Consider the following 15,571-nt stretch of genomic DNA (forward strand, 5'->3'; position numbering starts at 1 on the left):
CAGTCACTCCTCGTACCGCTTCAGCACCAGAGTGCAGTTCTGGCCGCCGAAACCGAAGCTGTTGGAAATAGCGATCCGGACGTCTGCGGACCGGGCCTGGTTGGGCACGTAGTCGAGATCACACTCAGGGTCGGGCTGGTGCAGGTTGATGGTGGGGTGGATGACCCCTTCGTTGATCGTCTTCAGGACGGCGATCGCCTCTACTGCGCCGGCGGCTCCCAGGAGGTGGCCGATCATGGACTTGGTGCTGGAGATGGGGACCTGCCGCGCATGGTCGCCCAGAGCCATCTTCAGAGCCCGCGTTTCGGCAGCGTCGTTGAGGGAAGTCGAGGTGCCATGTGCGTTCACATAGTCCACGTCTTCCAGCGCGATATCGGCGTCCGCCAAGGCGTTCTTGATGCAGTGGGCGGGGGCAGCTCCGCTTTCGTCAGGCGCCACCTGGTGAAAGGCGTCGTTGGTGACCCCGAAGCCGGCGACCTCGCCGTAAATCCGGGCGTCCCGGGCGCGAGCGTGCTCCCAGTCTTCGAGCACCAGTGCGCCTGCACCTTCGGCGGGCACGAAGCCGTCGCGATCGCGGTCGAACGGACGGCTCGCCCGCTCCGGATCGTCGTTGCGGGTGGAGAGCGCCCTGATCGCATTGAACGAGGCGATGCCCACCTCGCAGAGCGACGCTTCAGTGCCGCCCGCCACCATCACATCGGCGTCACCGCGCTGGATGATCCGGTAGGCATTGCCTAGCGCGTGGGTGGCGGCCGCGCACGCTGTCACGACTGTCGCATTGGGCCCGCGCAGCTTGAAGTGCATGGCCACCTGGGCGGCGGCGATGTTAGGGATCACCATCGTCGCGTAGAGCGGGTTCATGCGGCCTGTGCCGAGAAAGCGATGAGCGTCGGCAGTCATGACCTCGAAGCCGCCAATCCCGGTGCCCAACTCGACGCCTGTGCGGAAGGACTTCTCCTCCTCGGGCACCTGAAGCGCCGCATCTTCTAGGGCCTGGCCGGCGGCCACCAGAGCGAACTGCGTAAAGCGGGCGGTGCGCTGCGCGACTTTGCGGTCGAGCGCAGTTACAGGATCGAAGTCCTTGACTTGAGCCGCGAACTTGGTTGCCAGACGCGTGGTGTCGATGCCCTGCATGGGTGCCACGCCACTGCGGCCGGCGATCAATCCCGACCAGTACTCGGCGACGTTGTGACCCAGCGGGTTGATGGTGCCCAGACCCGTCACCACGACGCGTCTTTCGCCGTTCTTACTCACTTGCCCGCCTCCCCTTTTCAGGCGCGCCGACCGCGCTCTGAATCTGGCCTGTGAGATCCGTTTCGGCCGCCTGCTTGGCGACTCTTATCGCATTCTTGATGGCCAGCGCGTCAGATCGGCCATGGGCGACGACTGCTACGCCATTGATGCCGAGCAGCGGCGCCCCGCCGTATTCCCGCCAATCCAGGTCCCTACGGAGGCGCCGAACGCCGCCCCGGATCAGCAGGCCGCCCGCCTTGCCGGCGACACTGCGGGGAATCTCCTCGCGAAGGCTGCGGAAGATCAGCTCAGCTGTGGCCTCGGCGGTCTTGATGACCAGGCTGCCCGCAAAGCCGTCGGCGACAACCACGTCGACCCGACCCGCCAGCACTTCCTTGGGCTCAACGTTGCCGCAGAAGTTGAGCCCCGAGGCGGCCAGACGTGGCTGCGTTTCGCGCACCAGCTGATCGCCTTTGCCCGCCTCCTCACCATTGCTCAGGAGGCCGACGCGCGGCTCCGGCCGGCCGAGGATCTGCTTGACGTAGGCACAGCCCATGCGGGCGAACTGCACCAGGTACTCAGGCCGAGAATCCACATTCGCCCCCACATCGAGCAGAAACGCCGGCTGGCCGGCGGTCGGCAGGACTGTGCCCAGAGCCGGCCGCTCCACGCCTCGGATACGGCCCTGGCCGAAGAGCGCGGCGGCCATGATGCCGCCCGAGTTGCCCGCCGAGACCCAGCCGTCGACCTTGCCCTGCTTGGCCAGCCGGGCGCAGACGCTCATTGAGGAGTCGGGCTTGCGTCGGACGGCCTGGGCCGGATGCTCGTCCATCTCGATCACCTGGCTCGCCGGCACGAAGTGCAGCTCGGGATGGGTTTCCAACAGCGGCTGCACGCGCTCGGGCAGACCGACCAGGACTACCTCGACACCCAGATCCCGAGCGGCGTTCGCACCTCCCAGCACCGCCTCCTGCGGGGCCAGGTCGCCGCCCATGCCATCCAGCGCTATGCGCACTCCCGCTCCCGGCCTAGTTGGTGCAGCGCCGGACCGGCGAGCTGTGTGAGGGTCTGAGGGCCGTCGGGAGTGAGGGCAGCCGGCAGTTTCTACTGTCCACTAGATGTCCAGGTTGCGGACGCTGGCGGCGTGGGCCTGGATGAACTTCTTACGCGGTTCCACGTCGGAGCCCATCAACCGTTCGAAGATGTCGTTGACGGCGGCCGCATCCTCCACCTCGACCTTGAGCAGAGTCCGACTTTCAGGATTCATCGTCGTATCCCAGAGCTGATCGGCGTTCATCTCGCCCAACCCCTTGAAGCGGCTGACCTCGGGCTTCCCGCCCATCTTCTTCACAGTCTGATCGCGCTCCACATCGCTGTAGACCCAGACCGTCTGCTTACCCTTCGTGACCTTGTAAAGCGGCGGCTGGGCCATGTAGACGTGGCCGTTGGTGATCAGCTCGGGAAAGTAGCGGTAGAAGAAGGTGAGCAGCAGCGTGCGGATGTGGCTGCCGTCGACGTCGGCGTCGGTCATGGTGATGATGCGGTGGTAGCGCAGCTTGCCGTATTCGAACCGCTCACCGATTCCGGTGCCCAGCGCGGTGATCAGGTTCCGGATCTCCTCGCTGGTCAGCACCTTGTCCAAGCGTGCCTTCTCGACGTTGAGGATCTTGCCTCGCAGCGGCAGGATCGCCTGAGTGCGGCGGTCGCGGCCGGACTTGGCGGTGCCTCCGGCGCTGTCTCCCTCAACGATGTACAGCTCACACTTGGCGGGATCCCGTTCGGAGCAGTCCGCCAGCTTGCCCGGCAGGGTGGAGCTCTCCAGCAGCGATTTGCGCTGAACCAGGTCTCGCGCCTTCCGCGCGGCTTCTCGAGCGCGGGCAGCGGTCAGCGATTTCTCGATGATGCGGCGCCCCTCGGCCGGATTCTCATCGAGATACTGGCCCAGGCCGTCCATAAGCACCGTGGAGACCTGTCCCTGCACTTCGGCATTGCCGAGCTTGGTCTTGGTCTGACCCTCGAACTGCGGCTCCAGCAGCTTCACGCTGATGACTGCCGCCAGCCCCTCCCGCACGTCCTCGCCGCTCAGGTTCGGATCCGCGTCCTTCAGCCAGCCCGCCTTGCGAGCGTAGCGGTTGAGCACGTTGGTGAGCGCCGCCCTGAATCCCGTCACGTGGCTGCCACCCTCAGCCGTGTGGATGTTGTTGGCAAAGGGCAGCACTGTCTCCACGTAGGTCTGGTTGTACTGGAGGGCTATCTCGATCTGCGTCGAGTCCACCTCCCGGTCGACGTAGAAGGGAACCTGGTTGGCCAGCGCCTTGCCATGGTTCAGATGCCTGACGAAGGAGAGAATGCCGCCCTCGAAATAGAAGGTGTAGGGACTGCCAACCTTTTCGTCATCCAGGATCAGCATCAGCCGCTTGTTGAGGAACGCCATCTCACGTATGCGGTGCAGGATCGCCTCACGCTCGAAGCCGGTGTCGGGAAACACCTGCGGATCGGGCCAGAAGCGGATGGTCGTACCGCGGTTGGCGCTCTTACCGAGCTCCCTGACTGGCGCCAACGGCACACCGCGCTCGTACTCCTGGAAGTGCTCCCTGCCGTCGCGGCAGACCCAGACTTGGAGCTTGCTGGACAGCGCGTTCACCACCGACAGGCCCACCCCGTGCAGACCTCCCGAGACCTTGTAGCCGCCACCGCCAAACTTCCCGCCGGCGTGGAGCACTGTCAGGACGACTTCCAGCGTGGAGCGGCCCTGCTTGGGATGGAGGGCTGTGGGGATGCCGCGGCCGTTGTCGGTCACCGAACAGCTGCCGTCCTCGTGGAGAGTGACCAGCACCCTGTCGCAGTGCCCGGCCAGGGCCTCGTCGACCGAGTTGTCAATGATCTCCCAGACGAGGTGGTGAAGGCCCCTGACATCGGTTGATCCGATGTACATGCCCGGCCGTCGGCGGACGGGGTCCAACCCCTCCAGGACCTGAATCTGATCGGCGCCATAGGCGACGTCTGCGCCCAGCGGCTTGGCCGCTACTCTGCGTCCGGGGGCCGCTTCCGGGACCCCATTGTGTCCGTTGGCCTCGGTGGCGGGCGCGTTCGGCTCGACGCCCTGGGTCGCCGGCCGCGGCAAGCCGGAAGCGTCGAATACGGAGAGTTGTTCGCTCTCTTCGGGGGAGGGCGCTGAGCTGTTCTTTGACGGCTCGTCGGCGGCGCCCGAGGAACGGGTTTGGTTCATGCTTCGGCCTCCCAGCGCGATGCGACTAGTGCGAGACTACTGGGGCAGGTGATCAGCCAATTGTACCGGAGAGAGCAATCGGAAATTAGATCGCGCGCACGCGCGAGGAACCTTCGTTGAAGGCTCTTGACAGCGGACGCTTGGTTTGGATAACGCCTGGATAAGGCGTCAGCACCGAATTGGTCCCTGCCCTCGGGCGGCCGCAGCAGAGGTGGCCCAAACCCGGCCGACCGAGACTCATCGCTCACCCGCCGGCTCAGTTGGCTTGAGTCAGGCCGTCGGCACCGGCACCGCCGCGGGTTGGCGCGGGTCTCCCTGAGGCGACGAGCCGTCGGCGGGCGCCTTCTCGCCGCTGTCCAACGTCCGCGACCAGCGGAGGACTGGCTGCCGGGCGGCGGCAACTTCATCCAGGCGGCCGATCGGTAGAGATCTGGGCTCAGCCCTGAGCGCCGCCGGATCGCTGTTGGCCAGCTCCACGATCTCAACCAGCGCCTCGACGAAGGCGTCGAGGGTGGCCTTGCTCTCGGTCTCGGTGGGCTCGATCATCAGCGCTTCGGGCACGATGAGCGGGAAATAGACAGTCGGCGCGTGGATGCCTCGCTCGAGCAACCCCTTGGCAATGTCGAGAGCCCGGACGCGCCCGTCCGCCACCCGTCCAGCCGAGGCCACGAACTCGTGCATGCAGAAGCCCGCATAGGGCAGATGCAGAAGGTGCTCCACCCGCTTGCGGACGTAGTTCGCAGCCAGCACGGCGTCCTCGGAGGCCTGCGCCAGTCCGTCTGAGCCCATGGCGAGGATGTAGGCGTAGGCGCGGACCAGCATGCCGAAGTTGCCATAGAAGCTCCGCACCCGGCCGATGGACTGAGGGCGGTCAAAGTCAAAACGGTAGCAGCCACCCTCTGCCTCGACAGTGGGTCGGGGTAGAAACGGCGCGAGGTCGGCCTTGACGCCGACCGGGCCCGCGCCCGGGCCGCCGCCACCGTGGGGAGTCGTGAAGGTCTTGTGCAGGTTCAGATGCACAGCATCAAAGCCCATGTCGCCAGGACGGCAGATGCCCATCAGCGCATTCAGATTGGCACCGTCGTAGTAGAGCTTGGCGCCGACGGCATGCACTGCCGCCGCCATGGCCAGGATCTCCTTCTCGAACAGTCCGAGCGTATTGGGGTTGGTGAGCATCAGCGCCGCGGTCCTGGTCGAGAGCTTCGAGTGCAGGTCGGCCACGTCCACCCGGCCGTCAGCGCCGGAGCGCACCTGGACGACCTTGAACCCGCACATGGCTGCGCTGGCGGGATTGGTGCCGTGGGCGGAGTCGGGGACAATCACCTCCGGCCGCGACTCCCCGAGTGACTCAAAGAAGGCCTGGATCATGCGCAGCGCCGTCCACTCGCCGTGGGCGCCGGCCGCGGGCTGCAGCGTCACCCGGTCGACCCCCACTATGGCGCAGAGCGCCTGCTCCAGCCGCCACATGAGCTCCAGCGCTCCCTGGATCGACGCCTCCTCCTGGTATGGGTGCAGCTGCGCGAAGCCCGGGAGCCGGGCGGCCTCCTCATTGGCCACGGGGTTGTATTTCATGGTGCAGCTACCCAGCGGATAGAAGTGCTCGCTGATCGAGAAGTTGAGCGAGGCCAAGCGGCTGTAGTGCCGGAGGAGCTCCGGCTCGCTTAGCCTGGGGAGCTCCGGGGCCCGCTGCCGGCGGAGGTGGTCGGGGAGCGCGGCTGAGGAGGGCACTCCCGCTTTGGGGAGGCGGGGCGGTGCCAGCCCAGCGCGGCTCTTCTCGAAGCTGAGCGGCTCTGGGGCGTGCTTCATGCCGCCGCTGCCAGCGCCGTGATCAGCTGCTCGATTGCGTCAGGATCGTTCACTTCGGTGCAGCAGAAGGTGGCGGCGTCAGCCAGGTCGGGGCACCAGCGTCCCAGCTGCAGGCCGCCCAGGATGCCAGCCTGGGAGAGCCCCGCCAGCCGCCGCTCGAGCTGCGACATGCGCACTGGAAACTCGTTCAGGAAGGGCCGCTCAGGATAGGCCAGCCGGACTCCCGGCAGTTCACTTAGCCGCTGCGCCAGGAAGTGCGCTCGCTGGCAGCTGACCTCGGCCACCTGGCGAAGGCCGTCGGGTCCCAGATAGGTGAGGTAGACGCTGGCCGCCAGGGCGCAGAGCGCGTGGTTGGTGCAGATGTTGGAAGTCGCCTTCTCTCGTCGGATGTGCTGCTCGCGCGCGGTGAGAGTGAGCACGAAGCCGCGCCTGCCGCTGCCATCCTGCGCCTGCCCCACCAAACGCCCTGGCAACCGCCGGGTCAGCTGCTGGCGGCAGGCGATGAAGCCCAGATGGGGGCCGCCAAGGCTGGCTGCCAGGCCCAGCTGCTGGCCTTCGCCGACTGCGATGTCCGCCCCGTACTCCCCCGGTGGGGCCAGGAGTGCGAGGCTGATGGGGTCGACGCAGGCGATTGCGAGAGCGCCGTGCTGGTGAGCCAGCTTGGTCAGATCCGGCGCCTCCACCAGCAGGCCGAGGAAGTCAGGCTGCTGGAAGATGACTGCTGCCGTCGCGTCGCCGACGGCGTTCAGATCTTGAACGACTCTGAAACCTCGCCCACGCGCGTTGCAGCGCAGCACCTCGAGGTATTCCGGATGCAGGAAGGGCGCCACCACCACCTCGTGCCTGCCCGTCTGCACCACCGCCATCACCGCCGCCTCAGCTACTGCCGTGGCTCCGTCGTAGAGGGAGGCGTTGGCCACCGCCAGTCCCGTCAGCTCGGCGATCAGCGTCTGAAACTCGAAGGTGGCCTGTAGCGTGCCCTGGCTGGCCTCGGGCTGGTAGGGCGTGTAAGCCGTGTAGAACTCCGGCTTGGCGAGAACCGCAGCCACCGCCGCGGGGATGAAGCGCTGGTAGACGCCCCCGCCGCGAAAGCAGAGACGGTCGGAGAACACCTGGTTCTTGGCAGCGAGCCGGCGGATCTCCGCCATGGTGTCCAGCTCAGAGAGACCTGCTGGCAGCTCAAGTTCGGACAGTCGCAGCTCGGTCGGGACATCGGCCAGGAGCTCGGCCATCGAGTTAGCCCCCACGGCGGCCAGCATCTCCTGCCTCTCGGCCTCCGAGTGGACGAGGTAGGGCATCAGCGGGCCTGCTCGCTCACCGCTTTGTAGCCGGCCTCGTCCAGGAGACCCGAGCCCACATCGCCCTCGACCCGGACCCTCATCAGCCAGCCGGCGCCGTAAGGATCCTGGTTCACGCTTTCCGGAGAGTCTGTCAATGCCTCATTGACCTCGACCACAGTGCCGGCCACAGGAGCGTAAAGGTCGGACGCCGCCTTCACCGACTCCACCACGCCGAAGGCATCGCCCTTGGCCAGTGCCTTTCCGGTCGGCGGCAGCTCCAGGAAGACCACATCCCCGAGCTGAGCCTGGGCAAAGTCGGTGATGCCGATGGTCGCGATGTCACCCTCCAGGTCGATCCACTCATGCGTTTCGGTGTAGTAGCGCTGGGCCAAGCTGGTTCCTCCCTTACTTGCTTGTGGAGTCGCTCGTGACGGTCTCGGCCGCGCGGTTGCGGGGCGGTTTGCCCGCCGAGCCGCGATAGAAGGGCAGGGGGGTGACCTCTGCCGACGCCTCTGCGCCGCGGCTCTGGAAATTCAGCCGGCTGCCCGGCTGTGCGCAGTCGGGGCGGACGAGCCCGAGCCCGATGCCGGCGTCAAGCCAGAAGCTGTGGGTGCCACTCGTCACCTCGCCGATGGGTTCTTGGGCGCGGGTTAGTTGGGCGCCGTGGCGGGGGATCGTGCGGGGCCCAGCGCGGAGGCCGACAGTCCGCCGCTTGGGACCCCGCGTCTTCACCGCAGCCAGTGCCGAGCGCCCTATGAACTCGCCCTTCTCCAGCTTGACTGTCCAGCCCAAGCCCGCCTCGTAGGGGTTCACAGTGCGATCCATGTCGTTGCCGTAGAGGCGCAGGCCGGCTTCGAGCCGGCAGACGTCGCGACAGGCCAGGCCACAGGGCTGAGCACCACGCTCAAGAAGGGCATTCCAGACCTCTGCCACCGATTCCGCCGGCGCGAACAGCTCGAAGCCGTCCTCACCTGTGTAGCCGGTGCGAGAGATGAGCATCCTGATTCCTGCCACCATGCCCTCAGCCGAGCCGAAATAGGGGATGGCGTCCAGATCGACCCCTTCCGCCGGAAGCTTCTCCTGGGCCAGCGGACCCTGAAGTGCCAGCAGTGCCAGCTCCTCACTCCTGTCAACCAAGTGCACGGCTGCTGGCGCGCGCTCCTTCAACCAGTTGGCGTCCTGCTCTCGGTTGGAGGCGTTGACGACTACCAGCCAGCGCCGCTGCGTCCGGTAGACGACCAGGTCGTCCAGGATGCCGCCGTCCTCTTGGCAAAGCAGGTTGTACTGGCTTCGGTTCGGCTCGAGCCGACTCACATCGTTGGTGACGACTGTCTGCAGAAAACTCGCGGCGCCTTCTCCCGCCACCTCGAAGCGACCCATGTGGCTCACGTCGAAGAGACCGGCTCCCTCCCGCACCGCCCGCTGCTCAGCTTTGACGCTGGAGTACTGCTGCGGCATCTCCCAGCCGGCAAAGTCGACCAACCGGCCGCCGGCGGCGCCGTGCTGCTCGAAGAGCGCTGTCCGGCGTGGCGCCAAGCTCAGCTCAGCTCCAGGTCGGCAGCGGTTGCCCGACCCGGGCCGGCGTCGCCTTCGGGGTAGTCAACCTCCAAGAGCTCGACCATCTCCTCGTCGTGACGGCGCCGGGCTTCATGCACCATCTGCCTCATCTCGCCTGTGCGGTGCTCGGTCCACTCCAACTTGGCGGCCAGCTCTCGGTCCGTGGGCATGCGGCCCAGCTCGCGGGCCAAGAAAATCTCTGCTCGCTCGTACTGCTCAGCGGACTCGACCGCCTCCCGGGCCTCCTGACGAGCAGCGGCTTCAGCGTTCCGCGCCCGGTCGATGCTGGCGGCGATATGGAGGCGGCAGAAGGCTTCCAGCTCCTGGGCGGTACCCCCTGGAAAGGCGGCGATCGCCTCCACCAGACCGAGCAGGCCCTCCTGGTAGAGATCATCAGGAGCCAGGGTGTCCTCGGGCTGCTCGCCGACCGCGGCGCTGACCCAACTCAGGTGGGCGGTAACCAGCCGACTGCGTGCATTCGGATTGCCTTCGGCCGCCGCGGCGATGATCTCGGCTTGTTCGGTTGGGCTCAGCGACGCGAACGCGGGGGCGTTCGGAGAGTGTGGGGACTGCGAGACCGCCGAACTCTTGCCCGGTCCGCTGACCCTGGGCCGGCCGAACGCAACGACATTCAAAGTCGCGCGCGTCGACTCTTGGGGGCGTTCCATCTGACTGATTCTAGGCAGCTAAGCTCAGCTCCCCACTCTGCCAGGCCGTCCCTTGGGACGACGCTCAGCAGGTGTGGGAACTGGGGGAGCGGTCGGTCATGTCAGGGGTGTCGCCGCCGGCCGACGGCGATGAGCCATGTAAAACGTGGAACGCTGCCTACCCGCCGATGATCGCAGGCGAGACTGCGAAGGCGCCGTCTGCGCCGACCATCGCTCGGCAAAAAGCGAAGTTGAGCTCTTCGGACACAGTGTGGGGCGACAATGTATCGCCAGCCAGACCAAACAACCCCTGCGTGGACTCCACGGCCAGCAACCTTGTGTCAGCTCCACCGAGTCTTGGCAGCCGGCCACGCCGGCTCCGTCGTGGAAGCACAATTTCGCCGCCCCAGCTGCTTGGATGGCCGGTCGACGGCCGGGGCAGAGCTGACCGGCGAGCCGCCTGACGAAGGGGCCCAGGTGGACTGCACCACTCATCACGCTTGCCCGGCAGGGCCTTGCCCTACGCTTCCTGGCAAAGGCCCGCAGCGCGGGTCGGGCGTGTTGGAGGTTGTCCTTCGGTGACCTGGTTGTTCTCGGTCGGCACCGTTCTGTTTTCGCTCCTGCCTTTGCCGCTCATCATCCTGGCCAACTTCGCCGACAGGGCAGGCCAGTCGGCCTCTGCGTTGGCGCCTCAGACCGTTGCTTTGAGCGGCGCCCCCCCGGCGCAGGTGTCAGGCGCCGCTTGGCCCGTCGATGTAAAACGTGGAACAAGCCGCGGCGCGTGGCCCAGCGGCCTCACTAAGTCCGGTGAGGTGACCGGACTGCTTACCTGGCTGGCCCTGCTCCTGCTTGTCCTCGGCTTCACCCTCACCTCACTGGTGACGCTAGCTCTGGCGGCGCTTGCTGGCGGCTCTTCGGTTGCCCGTCACGTCGCTGGCGGCAGCGTAGCCCTCGGGACGGGCGCGGTCGCCGTGGCAGTCCTCTTTCCCGCTGTGCGACGGCTGATAGCCCGAGTGATACCGATCGATCCCGGCCGCGCAGTCCACCTCACGGCGTTGGTCTTGGTGCTGCTGCTGTTCGGGACCCAGTTGGCCGCCGGCGTAGCGGTGGACCTGGTGGCCCTGCAGGGGCAGAGCGGCACCGCCCTGCAGGCGGACGATCTCGTGGCCCAAGAAGTGCCCTTTGTGCTGGTTGCCCTGTGCGGCGTCGGGCTCTGGATCCGTCGGGGCGGCCGAGTGAGCCTTCTCCGGCTGGGGCTGGTCCGACCCCGGCTTTGGCACGTCCTCCTCGCGCTCGCAGTGGCGCTGCTGTTCTATGCCTTCGCTTCCGGTGTCGACGTGCTCAGCAACCTACTGACGCCGGACCTCAACAAGGAGGTCCAGAAGGCCAGCGAGCGCCTCTTCGGCCACCTGGCTGCCAGCCCTCTCGGCATCGCTGCCATTGCGGTGACAGCAGGTGTCTGCGAAGAGGTCTTCTTTCGGGGCGCCCTGCAACCAAGACTCGGCCTGCTGACGACTTCGGTTCTTTTCGCGTCGGTCCACAGCCAGTACGGCCTCTCGCTGACGGTCCTGGCCGTCTTGATACTCTCCCTAGGACTGGGGCTCCTCCGCCGTTACCTAAACACCACCAGCTCAGCCCTCTGCCACGTCGCGTATGACGGTCTGGCCAGCCTCTCGATCTCCGGTGCTGCTATCTGGCTGATCGGCGGTGGCGTTGAACTCCTCCTCCTGGGCGGCGCCTTAGGCGCCTGGTTCTTCACAAGCAGGGTTGGCGCGCGGCCCCTGGCGAGCTAGACTTTCCCTGTGATCACCGAGAGGCTGCAGGGGCCAGATGTGGCTGCCTTGGCACAGGTTAGGCCCAACATGTTGATATCCTCGCCTCGGGTGGTAGCCATCGTCAATCAGAAGGGTGGCGTTGGCAAGACGACGACTGCCATCAATCTGGGGGCTGCCATCGCGGAGCGAGGCAGTCCCGTCCTGGTGATCGACATCGATCCCCAGGCCAACTGCACGAGCGGCCTGGGGCTCGATCCCCGGCGCGCTCGCCGTACGGTTTACGACCTCCTGGCAGGCGAGGCTCGAGTGGATGAGGTGGCCATCTCGACCGCCTTCGGCAACCTCTGGCTCGTGCCCTCGACCAGCTCCCTGGCGGGAGCCGAGATCGAACTGGCCAGCCAGCCCAACCGGGAGGGGCGGCTGCGGCAGGCGTTGGGCGATCTGGCCGGCGGTTTCGGCTACGTGCTCATCGACTGCCCACCGTCCCTGGGTCTGCTCACCTTGAACGGCTTGGTCGCAGCGACCGAGATGCTGGTCCCCCTGCAGTGCGAGTTCTTTGCGCTGGAGGGGTTGGCCCACCTGCTCGAGACGCAGCAGCTGATACGCATGCAGCTGAATCAGCGGCTCGAGCTGGGCGGCATAGTGATGACTCAGTTCGATGCTCGCACCAGCCTGGCGTGGGAGGTCCTGGCAGACGTTCGCGGCACTTACGCCGACAAGCTGTACGGCACCCTGATTCCGCGGAATGTCAGGGTGAGCGAAGCGTCGAGTCACGGCCAGCCCGTGACTGTGTATGACCCCTTCTGTCGAGGTGCGCAGGCGTATCGGCAGCTCGCCGAGGAAGTGATGTCACTTTGAGCACGACGCGGCGCGCGCTGGGCCGTGGCCTGGAAGCGCTGATTCCCACCCAGCCTCTGGGTGCCGAGGGGGAAGCGGGCCAGCCGCAGCTGATCGCCCTGGATCAGGTGAGCTCCTCCCCCGAGCAGATGCGCAGGCACTTTGAGCTGCCCGGCCTGACCGAGCTCGCCCAATCCATCCGCGAGCATGGTCTGCTCCAGCCGGTCCTGGTTCGGCAGCTGCCAGACGGGTACCAGCTCATCGCAGGGGAGCGGCGCTGCCGCGCGGCTCGGCTGGCGGGGCTGGAACGCGTCCCTGCCATCGTCCGGCGCAGCGGCGACAGCGAGAGCAGCTTGCTGCTGGGGCTGATCGAGAACCTGCAGCGGGCTGATCTGGATCCGATCGAGGAGGCGCGGGGCATCCGGCGCTTGATCGAGCATTTCGGCCTCACCCATGAGGAGGCGGCACGCCGGCTGGGCAAGAACCGAGTTACCGTCAGTCAGGCCCTCCGACTGTTGTCGGCAGCGCCCGCTGTCGTCTCCGCCACTGCGGCCGGCGCGATCACCGCCGGACACGGCAGGGCGCTCGCGGGGCTTCCGGTGGAGCAGCAGGAACTGGGCCTGCGGGCTGTACTGGCGAAACGGCTGTCAGTGCGCCAAACCGAGCGCTGGGCGCAGGAGCACCAGCTGGCGCCCCGGAAGCCCCGGCCGGAGAGACGGCCGCTGTTGGTGGAGCCGGAGGTGGCTGAGGCGCTGACGCGACTGCGGGCACGCTGGCACGACCTGGTGGAAGTGCGGGGCGGTCTCACGGGCGGCGAGGTCGTCTTCACCTACCGCAGCCAGGATGGTCTTGAGGCGCTGGTCCAAGCCCTCTTGAGCTGAGCGCCGGGCGGCCCCGGCCGCAAGAGCGTTGCTCGGCCCGCGGAGGGCCGGGGCACGGCGCCAGCTGGTGAGTGGGCCAGTAGTCCGGCAGCGGTTCCACAGCCCGCGTCAACTGGTGCGCCCACTCGGCGGAGTACCGTTCCACGTTTTTACGTCCCAGCGCCACCAGTGGGTACCTTTTGTGAGTGAAGTTCAAGAGTCGCAGCCTGCTCACAGAGCTGCTTCAGGTGGGCCTGCTGGCCCTGGGTCTGTACCTGGTAATCCACTTCGTGGTTCAGCCGGTACACGTCCTCGGCTCCTCCATGTACCCCACACTGAAGGACCAGGACTACGTGATCGCGGTGACTGTCGGCTATCGCTTCCAGCCACCCCAGCGCGGTGACATTGTCATCATGCGGGATCCCTACGATCACTCCAAGGACTTCATCAAGCGGGTCGTGGGCCTGCCTGGTGACCGCATTCTCATGAAGGCAGGCAGGGTCTACATCAACGGCCAGGCGGTGAACGAGCCGTACGTCAACCAAGAACCGGAAACCCAGTTTCCCGATTACCCGGTGCCGCCCGACCGGGATCAGCAGGGCCGCCAGCTCGGTCCTGACGAGTTCTTCGTGCTGGGTGACAACCGCAATCGCTCCAACGACTCCCGCTACTTCGGACCCGTCAAGCGGGACCAGATAGAGGGCCGGGCCTGGCTGCGAGTCCTGCCCCTGCCTGGGTTCGGCCCGGTCGACGGCGCGAAGCCAACGTTCTCCCAGACCGATACATTGCCGCAAGCGGCTTGAATTGAAATAGAGGGGCCGCGATCCTGGATCGCCGACGCGAGTCAGGCGCCGATCGCGGCCAGGAAAGGTGTTTCGGACTTGAAAGGGCCGATGATGGCCATTCGGATGGGCTGGTCGAGAACGCGCTGAGCCACTCTGCGGATGTCCTCGGGAGTCACCGCATCAATCCGGCCGGTGACCTCCTCCACTGTCTTCACTTCGCCCATCAACAACTCCTGCTGGCACAGCCAACTCGCCAGCGAGTTGGTGCCCTCCAGGCCCAGCCGCAGCCGGCCCTTGGTGTACTCCTTGGCTTTGGTCAACTCTTCTGGCGGCACCGACTGCTCACTGATCTGACGGAGGACGCCCAACACTGAATCGACAGCCTCCTCCGCCTTTCTCGGGTCGACCCCCATATAGACAGCGAAGTAACCGGCGTCGCGGTGCTTGCTGGTGAAGCTGTGCACGTCGTAGGCAAGCCCCCGCTTCTCGCGGATCTCCAGGAAGAGTCGAGAGCTCATGCCTTCGCCCAGGATCGTGTTGAGGAGGTCCAGGGCGTAGCGATCTGGATCCAGATAGGAAGTGGCGCGGGTGCCCAGGCAGATATGTGCCTGCTCTGTCTTCTTGGCCTGCAGCAGCAATTGGGGTGAATCCAGTGGGGCCGGGACTGTGGAAGCCCGCTCGTCACCGCCGGCGGGCAACCGCAGGCGTGTTTCCAGCTCCCGCGCAGAGCGGTCCGGGTCGATCGAACCGGAGAGTCCAACCACCAGGTTGCGAAGGCTGTACTGAGCCTGGATGTATTCGAGCAGCTGCTCCCGACTGGTCCCGGCGACGGACTCGGTGGTGCCGATGATGTCCCGGCCCAACGAATGCCTGGGCCACATTATCTGTTCGAAGAGGCTGTGCACATAGTCCTGCGGCTGGTCCAGGTACATCTTCAGCTCTTCCAAGATCACCATCCGCTCGCGCTCCACGTCTGCCGGCGCCAGCTGCGAGTCAGTGACGATGTCACAGAGGACGTCGGTGGCCAGCTCCAGCCGTTCTGCTGGCACCCTGCACCAATAGACTGTCACCTCCTTGTCAGTCGACGCGTTCATCACGCCCCCCACGCCCTCGATCGTTTCCGCGATCGCCTTCGCAGTTGGCCGGCGGCGGGTGCCTTTGAAGAAGAGATGTTCGATGAAGTGGGAAGCGCCTCCGATCGGGTCCTCCTCGTAACGAGACCCGACCGAGAACATGAGGACCAAGCTGGCGGAAGATCTGTCGGGCAGCGCCGCCGTCAGGAGACGGGCCCCGCCGCTCAACTCGCGCCGGGTCTGATTCGGAGCCAAACCCATGGACGGCCCAGTATAGGCAGCGTCTCCGCGCTCACCCTTCGGCGCCTCGGCTGTGCCGATCCACCGCGGGAGCCTTTCAACCGCTTCCATCGACCTAGAGACTAGTTGCCTGTACCGGATGAAGTGGCCGTATGAGCAGACTTGATACGGCGGCTGGGATCGGAGTACTTCCACTTGACCGGGCGAGCGTTCTTGTTGTGCTCGACGATGTACTTCATGAGCTTTTGG

At 66.1% G+C, this 15,571-nt stretch carries 13 protein-coding genes; 4 read left to right on the forward strand and 9 right to left on the reverse strand.

Going from position 1 to position 15,571, the window contains the following annotated elements:
• Positions 1-3: 3 nt before the first annotated feature.
• The 8 genes from fabF to ACR2MZ_RS01535 all read right to left on the reverse strand — a co-directional run bounded on the left by fabF (position 4) and on the right by ACR2MZ_RS01535 (position 9,773).
• Entirely contained in the window at positions 4-1,254 is a 1,251-nt protein-coding gene (gene fabF, locus ACR2MZ_RS01500; RefSeq protein ID WP_434003308.1) for a beta-ketoacyl-ACP synthase II, read from the reverse strand.
• Complete coding sequence (gene plsX, locus ACR2MZ_RS01505; protein WP_434003309.1) at positions 1,247-2,248, reverse strand: phosphate acyltransferase PlsX; 1,002 nt, start codon at positions 2,246-2,248, stop codon at positions 1,247-1,249. The genes fabF and plsX overlap by 8 nt, the downstream gene beginning before the upstream one ends.
• A gap of 99 nt (positions 2,249-2,347) precedes the next feature.
• Positions 2,348-4,462: a DNA topoisomerase (ATP-hydrolyzing) subunit B gene (gene gyrB, locus ACR2MZ_RS01510; protein ID WP_434003310.1), complete on the reverse strand. Its 2,115-nt coding sequence runs from the start codon at positions 4,460-4,462 to the stop codon at positions 2,348-2,350.
• Positions 4,463-4,732: 270 nt separating this feature from the next.
• Positions 4,733-6,268: an aminomethyl-transferring glycine dehydrogenase subunit GcvPB gene (gene gcvPB / locus ACR2MZ_RS01515; RefSeq protein WP_434003311.1), complete on the reverse strand. Its 1,536-nt coding sequence runs from the start codon at positions 6,266-6,268 to the stop codon at positions 4,733-4,735.
• On the reverse strand, positions 6,265-7,566 hold the full coding sequence (gene gcvPA / locus ACR2MZ_RS01520; RefSeq protein WP_434003312.1) for an aminomethyl-transferring glycine dehydrogenase subunit GcvPA: 1,302 nt from the start codon (positions 7,564-7,566) through the stop codon (positions 6,265-6,267). Before gcvPA ends, gcvPB begins: the two co-directional genes overlap by 4 nt.
• Complete coding sequence (gene gcvH / locus ACR2MZ_RS01525; RefSeq protein ID WP_434003313.1) at positions 7,566-7,940, reverse strand: glycine cleavage system protein GcvH; 375 nt, start codon at positions 7,938-7,940, stop codon at positions 7,566-7,568. The genes gcvPA and gcvH overlap by 1 nt, the downstream gene beginning before the upstream one ends.
• A 13-nt stretch (positions 7,941-7,953) precedes the next feature.
• A complete protein-coding gene (gene gcvT, locus ACR2MZ_RS01530; RefSeq protein ID WP_434003314.1) occupies positions 7,954-9,084 on the reverse strand; it encodes a glycine cleavage system aminomethyltransferase GcvT in 1,131 nt (376 codons plus the stop codon).
• A 2-nt stretch (positions 9,085-9,086) separates the two neighbouring features.
• A complete protein-coding gene (locus ACR2MZ_RS01535; RefSeq protein ID WP_434003315.1) occupies positions 9,087-9,773 on the reverse strand; it encodes a sigma-70 family RNA polymerase sigma factor in 687 nt (228 codons plus the stop codon).
• Positions 9,774-10,564: 791 nt separating this feature from the next.
• On the opposite strand from ACR2MZ_RS01535, the gene ACR2MZ_RS01540 reads away from it, so the two are divergent.
• The 4 genes from ACR2MZ_RS01540 to lepB all read left to right on the forward strand — a co-directional run bounded on the left by ACR2MZ_RS01540 (position 10,565) and on the right by lepB (position 14,027).
• Positions 10,565-11,545 (forward strand): CPBP family glutamic-type intramembrane protease, encoded by a 981-nt coding sequence (locus ACR2MZ_RS01540; protein ID WP_434003316.1) that lies wholly within the window; start codon positions 10,565-10,567, stop codon positions 11,543-11,545.
• Between the two features lie 69 nt (positions 11,546-11,614).
• On the forward strand, positions 11,615-12,385 hold the full coding sequence (locus ACR2MZ_RS01545; RefSeq protein ID WP_434003317.1) for a ParA family protein: 771 nt from the start codon (positions 11,615-11,617) through the stop codon (positions 12,383-12,385).
• Positions 12,382-13,245, forward strand: a complete 864-nt coding sequence (locus tag ACR2MZ_RS01550) for a ParB/RepB/Spo0J family partition protein (RefSeq protein WP_434003318.1) — start codon at positions 12,382-12,384, stop codon at positions 13,243-13,245. Before ACR2MZ_RS01545 ends, ACR2MZ_RS01550 begins: the two co-directional genes overlap by 4 nt.
• Positions 13,246-13,430: 185 nt before the next feature.
• Positions 13,431-14,027: a signal peptidase I gene (gene lepB, locus ACR2MZ_RS01555; protein WP_434003319.1), complete on the forward strand. Its 597-nt coding sequence runs from the start codon at positions 13,431-13,433 to the stop codon at positions 14,025-14,027.
• A 41-nt stretch (positions 14,028-14,068) separates the two neighbouring features.
• On the opposite strand, the gene ACR2MZ_RS01560 is transcribed toward lepB, so the two are convergent.
• Positions 14,069-15,343 (reverse strand): M16 family metallopeptidase, encoded by a 1,275-nt coding sequence (locus ACR2MZ_RS01560; protein WP_434003320.1) that lies wholly within the window; start codon positions 15,341-15,343, stop codon positions 14,069-14,071.
• Between the last annotated feature and the right edge of the window lie 228 nt (positions 15,344-15,571).

The sequence above is a fragment of the Candidatus Dormiibacter sp. genome (assembly GCF_050999135.1).
Taxonomy (GTDB): Bacteria; Chloroflexota; Dormibacteria; order Dormibacterales; family Dormibacteraceae; genus Dormiibacter; species Dormiibacter spiritus.

Excerpts from the sequence above, each read along its gene's own strand:
- ACR2MZ_RS01545 (WP_434003317.1), top strand. The coding sequence starts at position 11,615 with ATGTTGATATCCTCGCCTCGGGTGGTAGCCATCGTCAATCAGAAGGGT.
- gcvPB (WP_434003311.1), bottom strand. The coding sequence starts at position 6,268 with ATGAAGCACGCCCCAGAGCCGCTCAGCTTCGAGAAGAGCCGCGCTGGG.
- ACR2MZ_RS01535 (WP_434003315.1), bottom strand. The coding sequence starts at position 9,773 with ATGGAACGCCCCCAAGAGTCGACGCGCGCGACTTTGAATGTCGTTGCG.
- gcvPA (WP_434003312.1), bottom strand. The coding sequence starts at position 7,566 with ATGCCCTACCTCGTCCACTCGGAGGCCGAGAGGCAGGAGATGCTGGCC.
- ACR2MZ_RS01560 (WP_434003320.1), bottom strand. The coding sequence starts at position 15,343 with ATGGGTTTGGCTCCGAATCAGACCCGGCGCGAGTTGAGCGGCGGGGCC.
- gyrB (WP_434003310.1), bottom strand. The coding sequence starts at position 4,462 with ATGAACCAAACCCGTTCCTCGGGCGCCGCCGACGAGCCGTCAAAGAAC.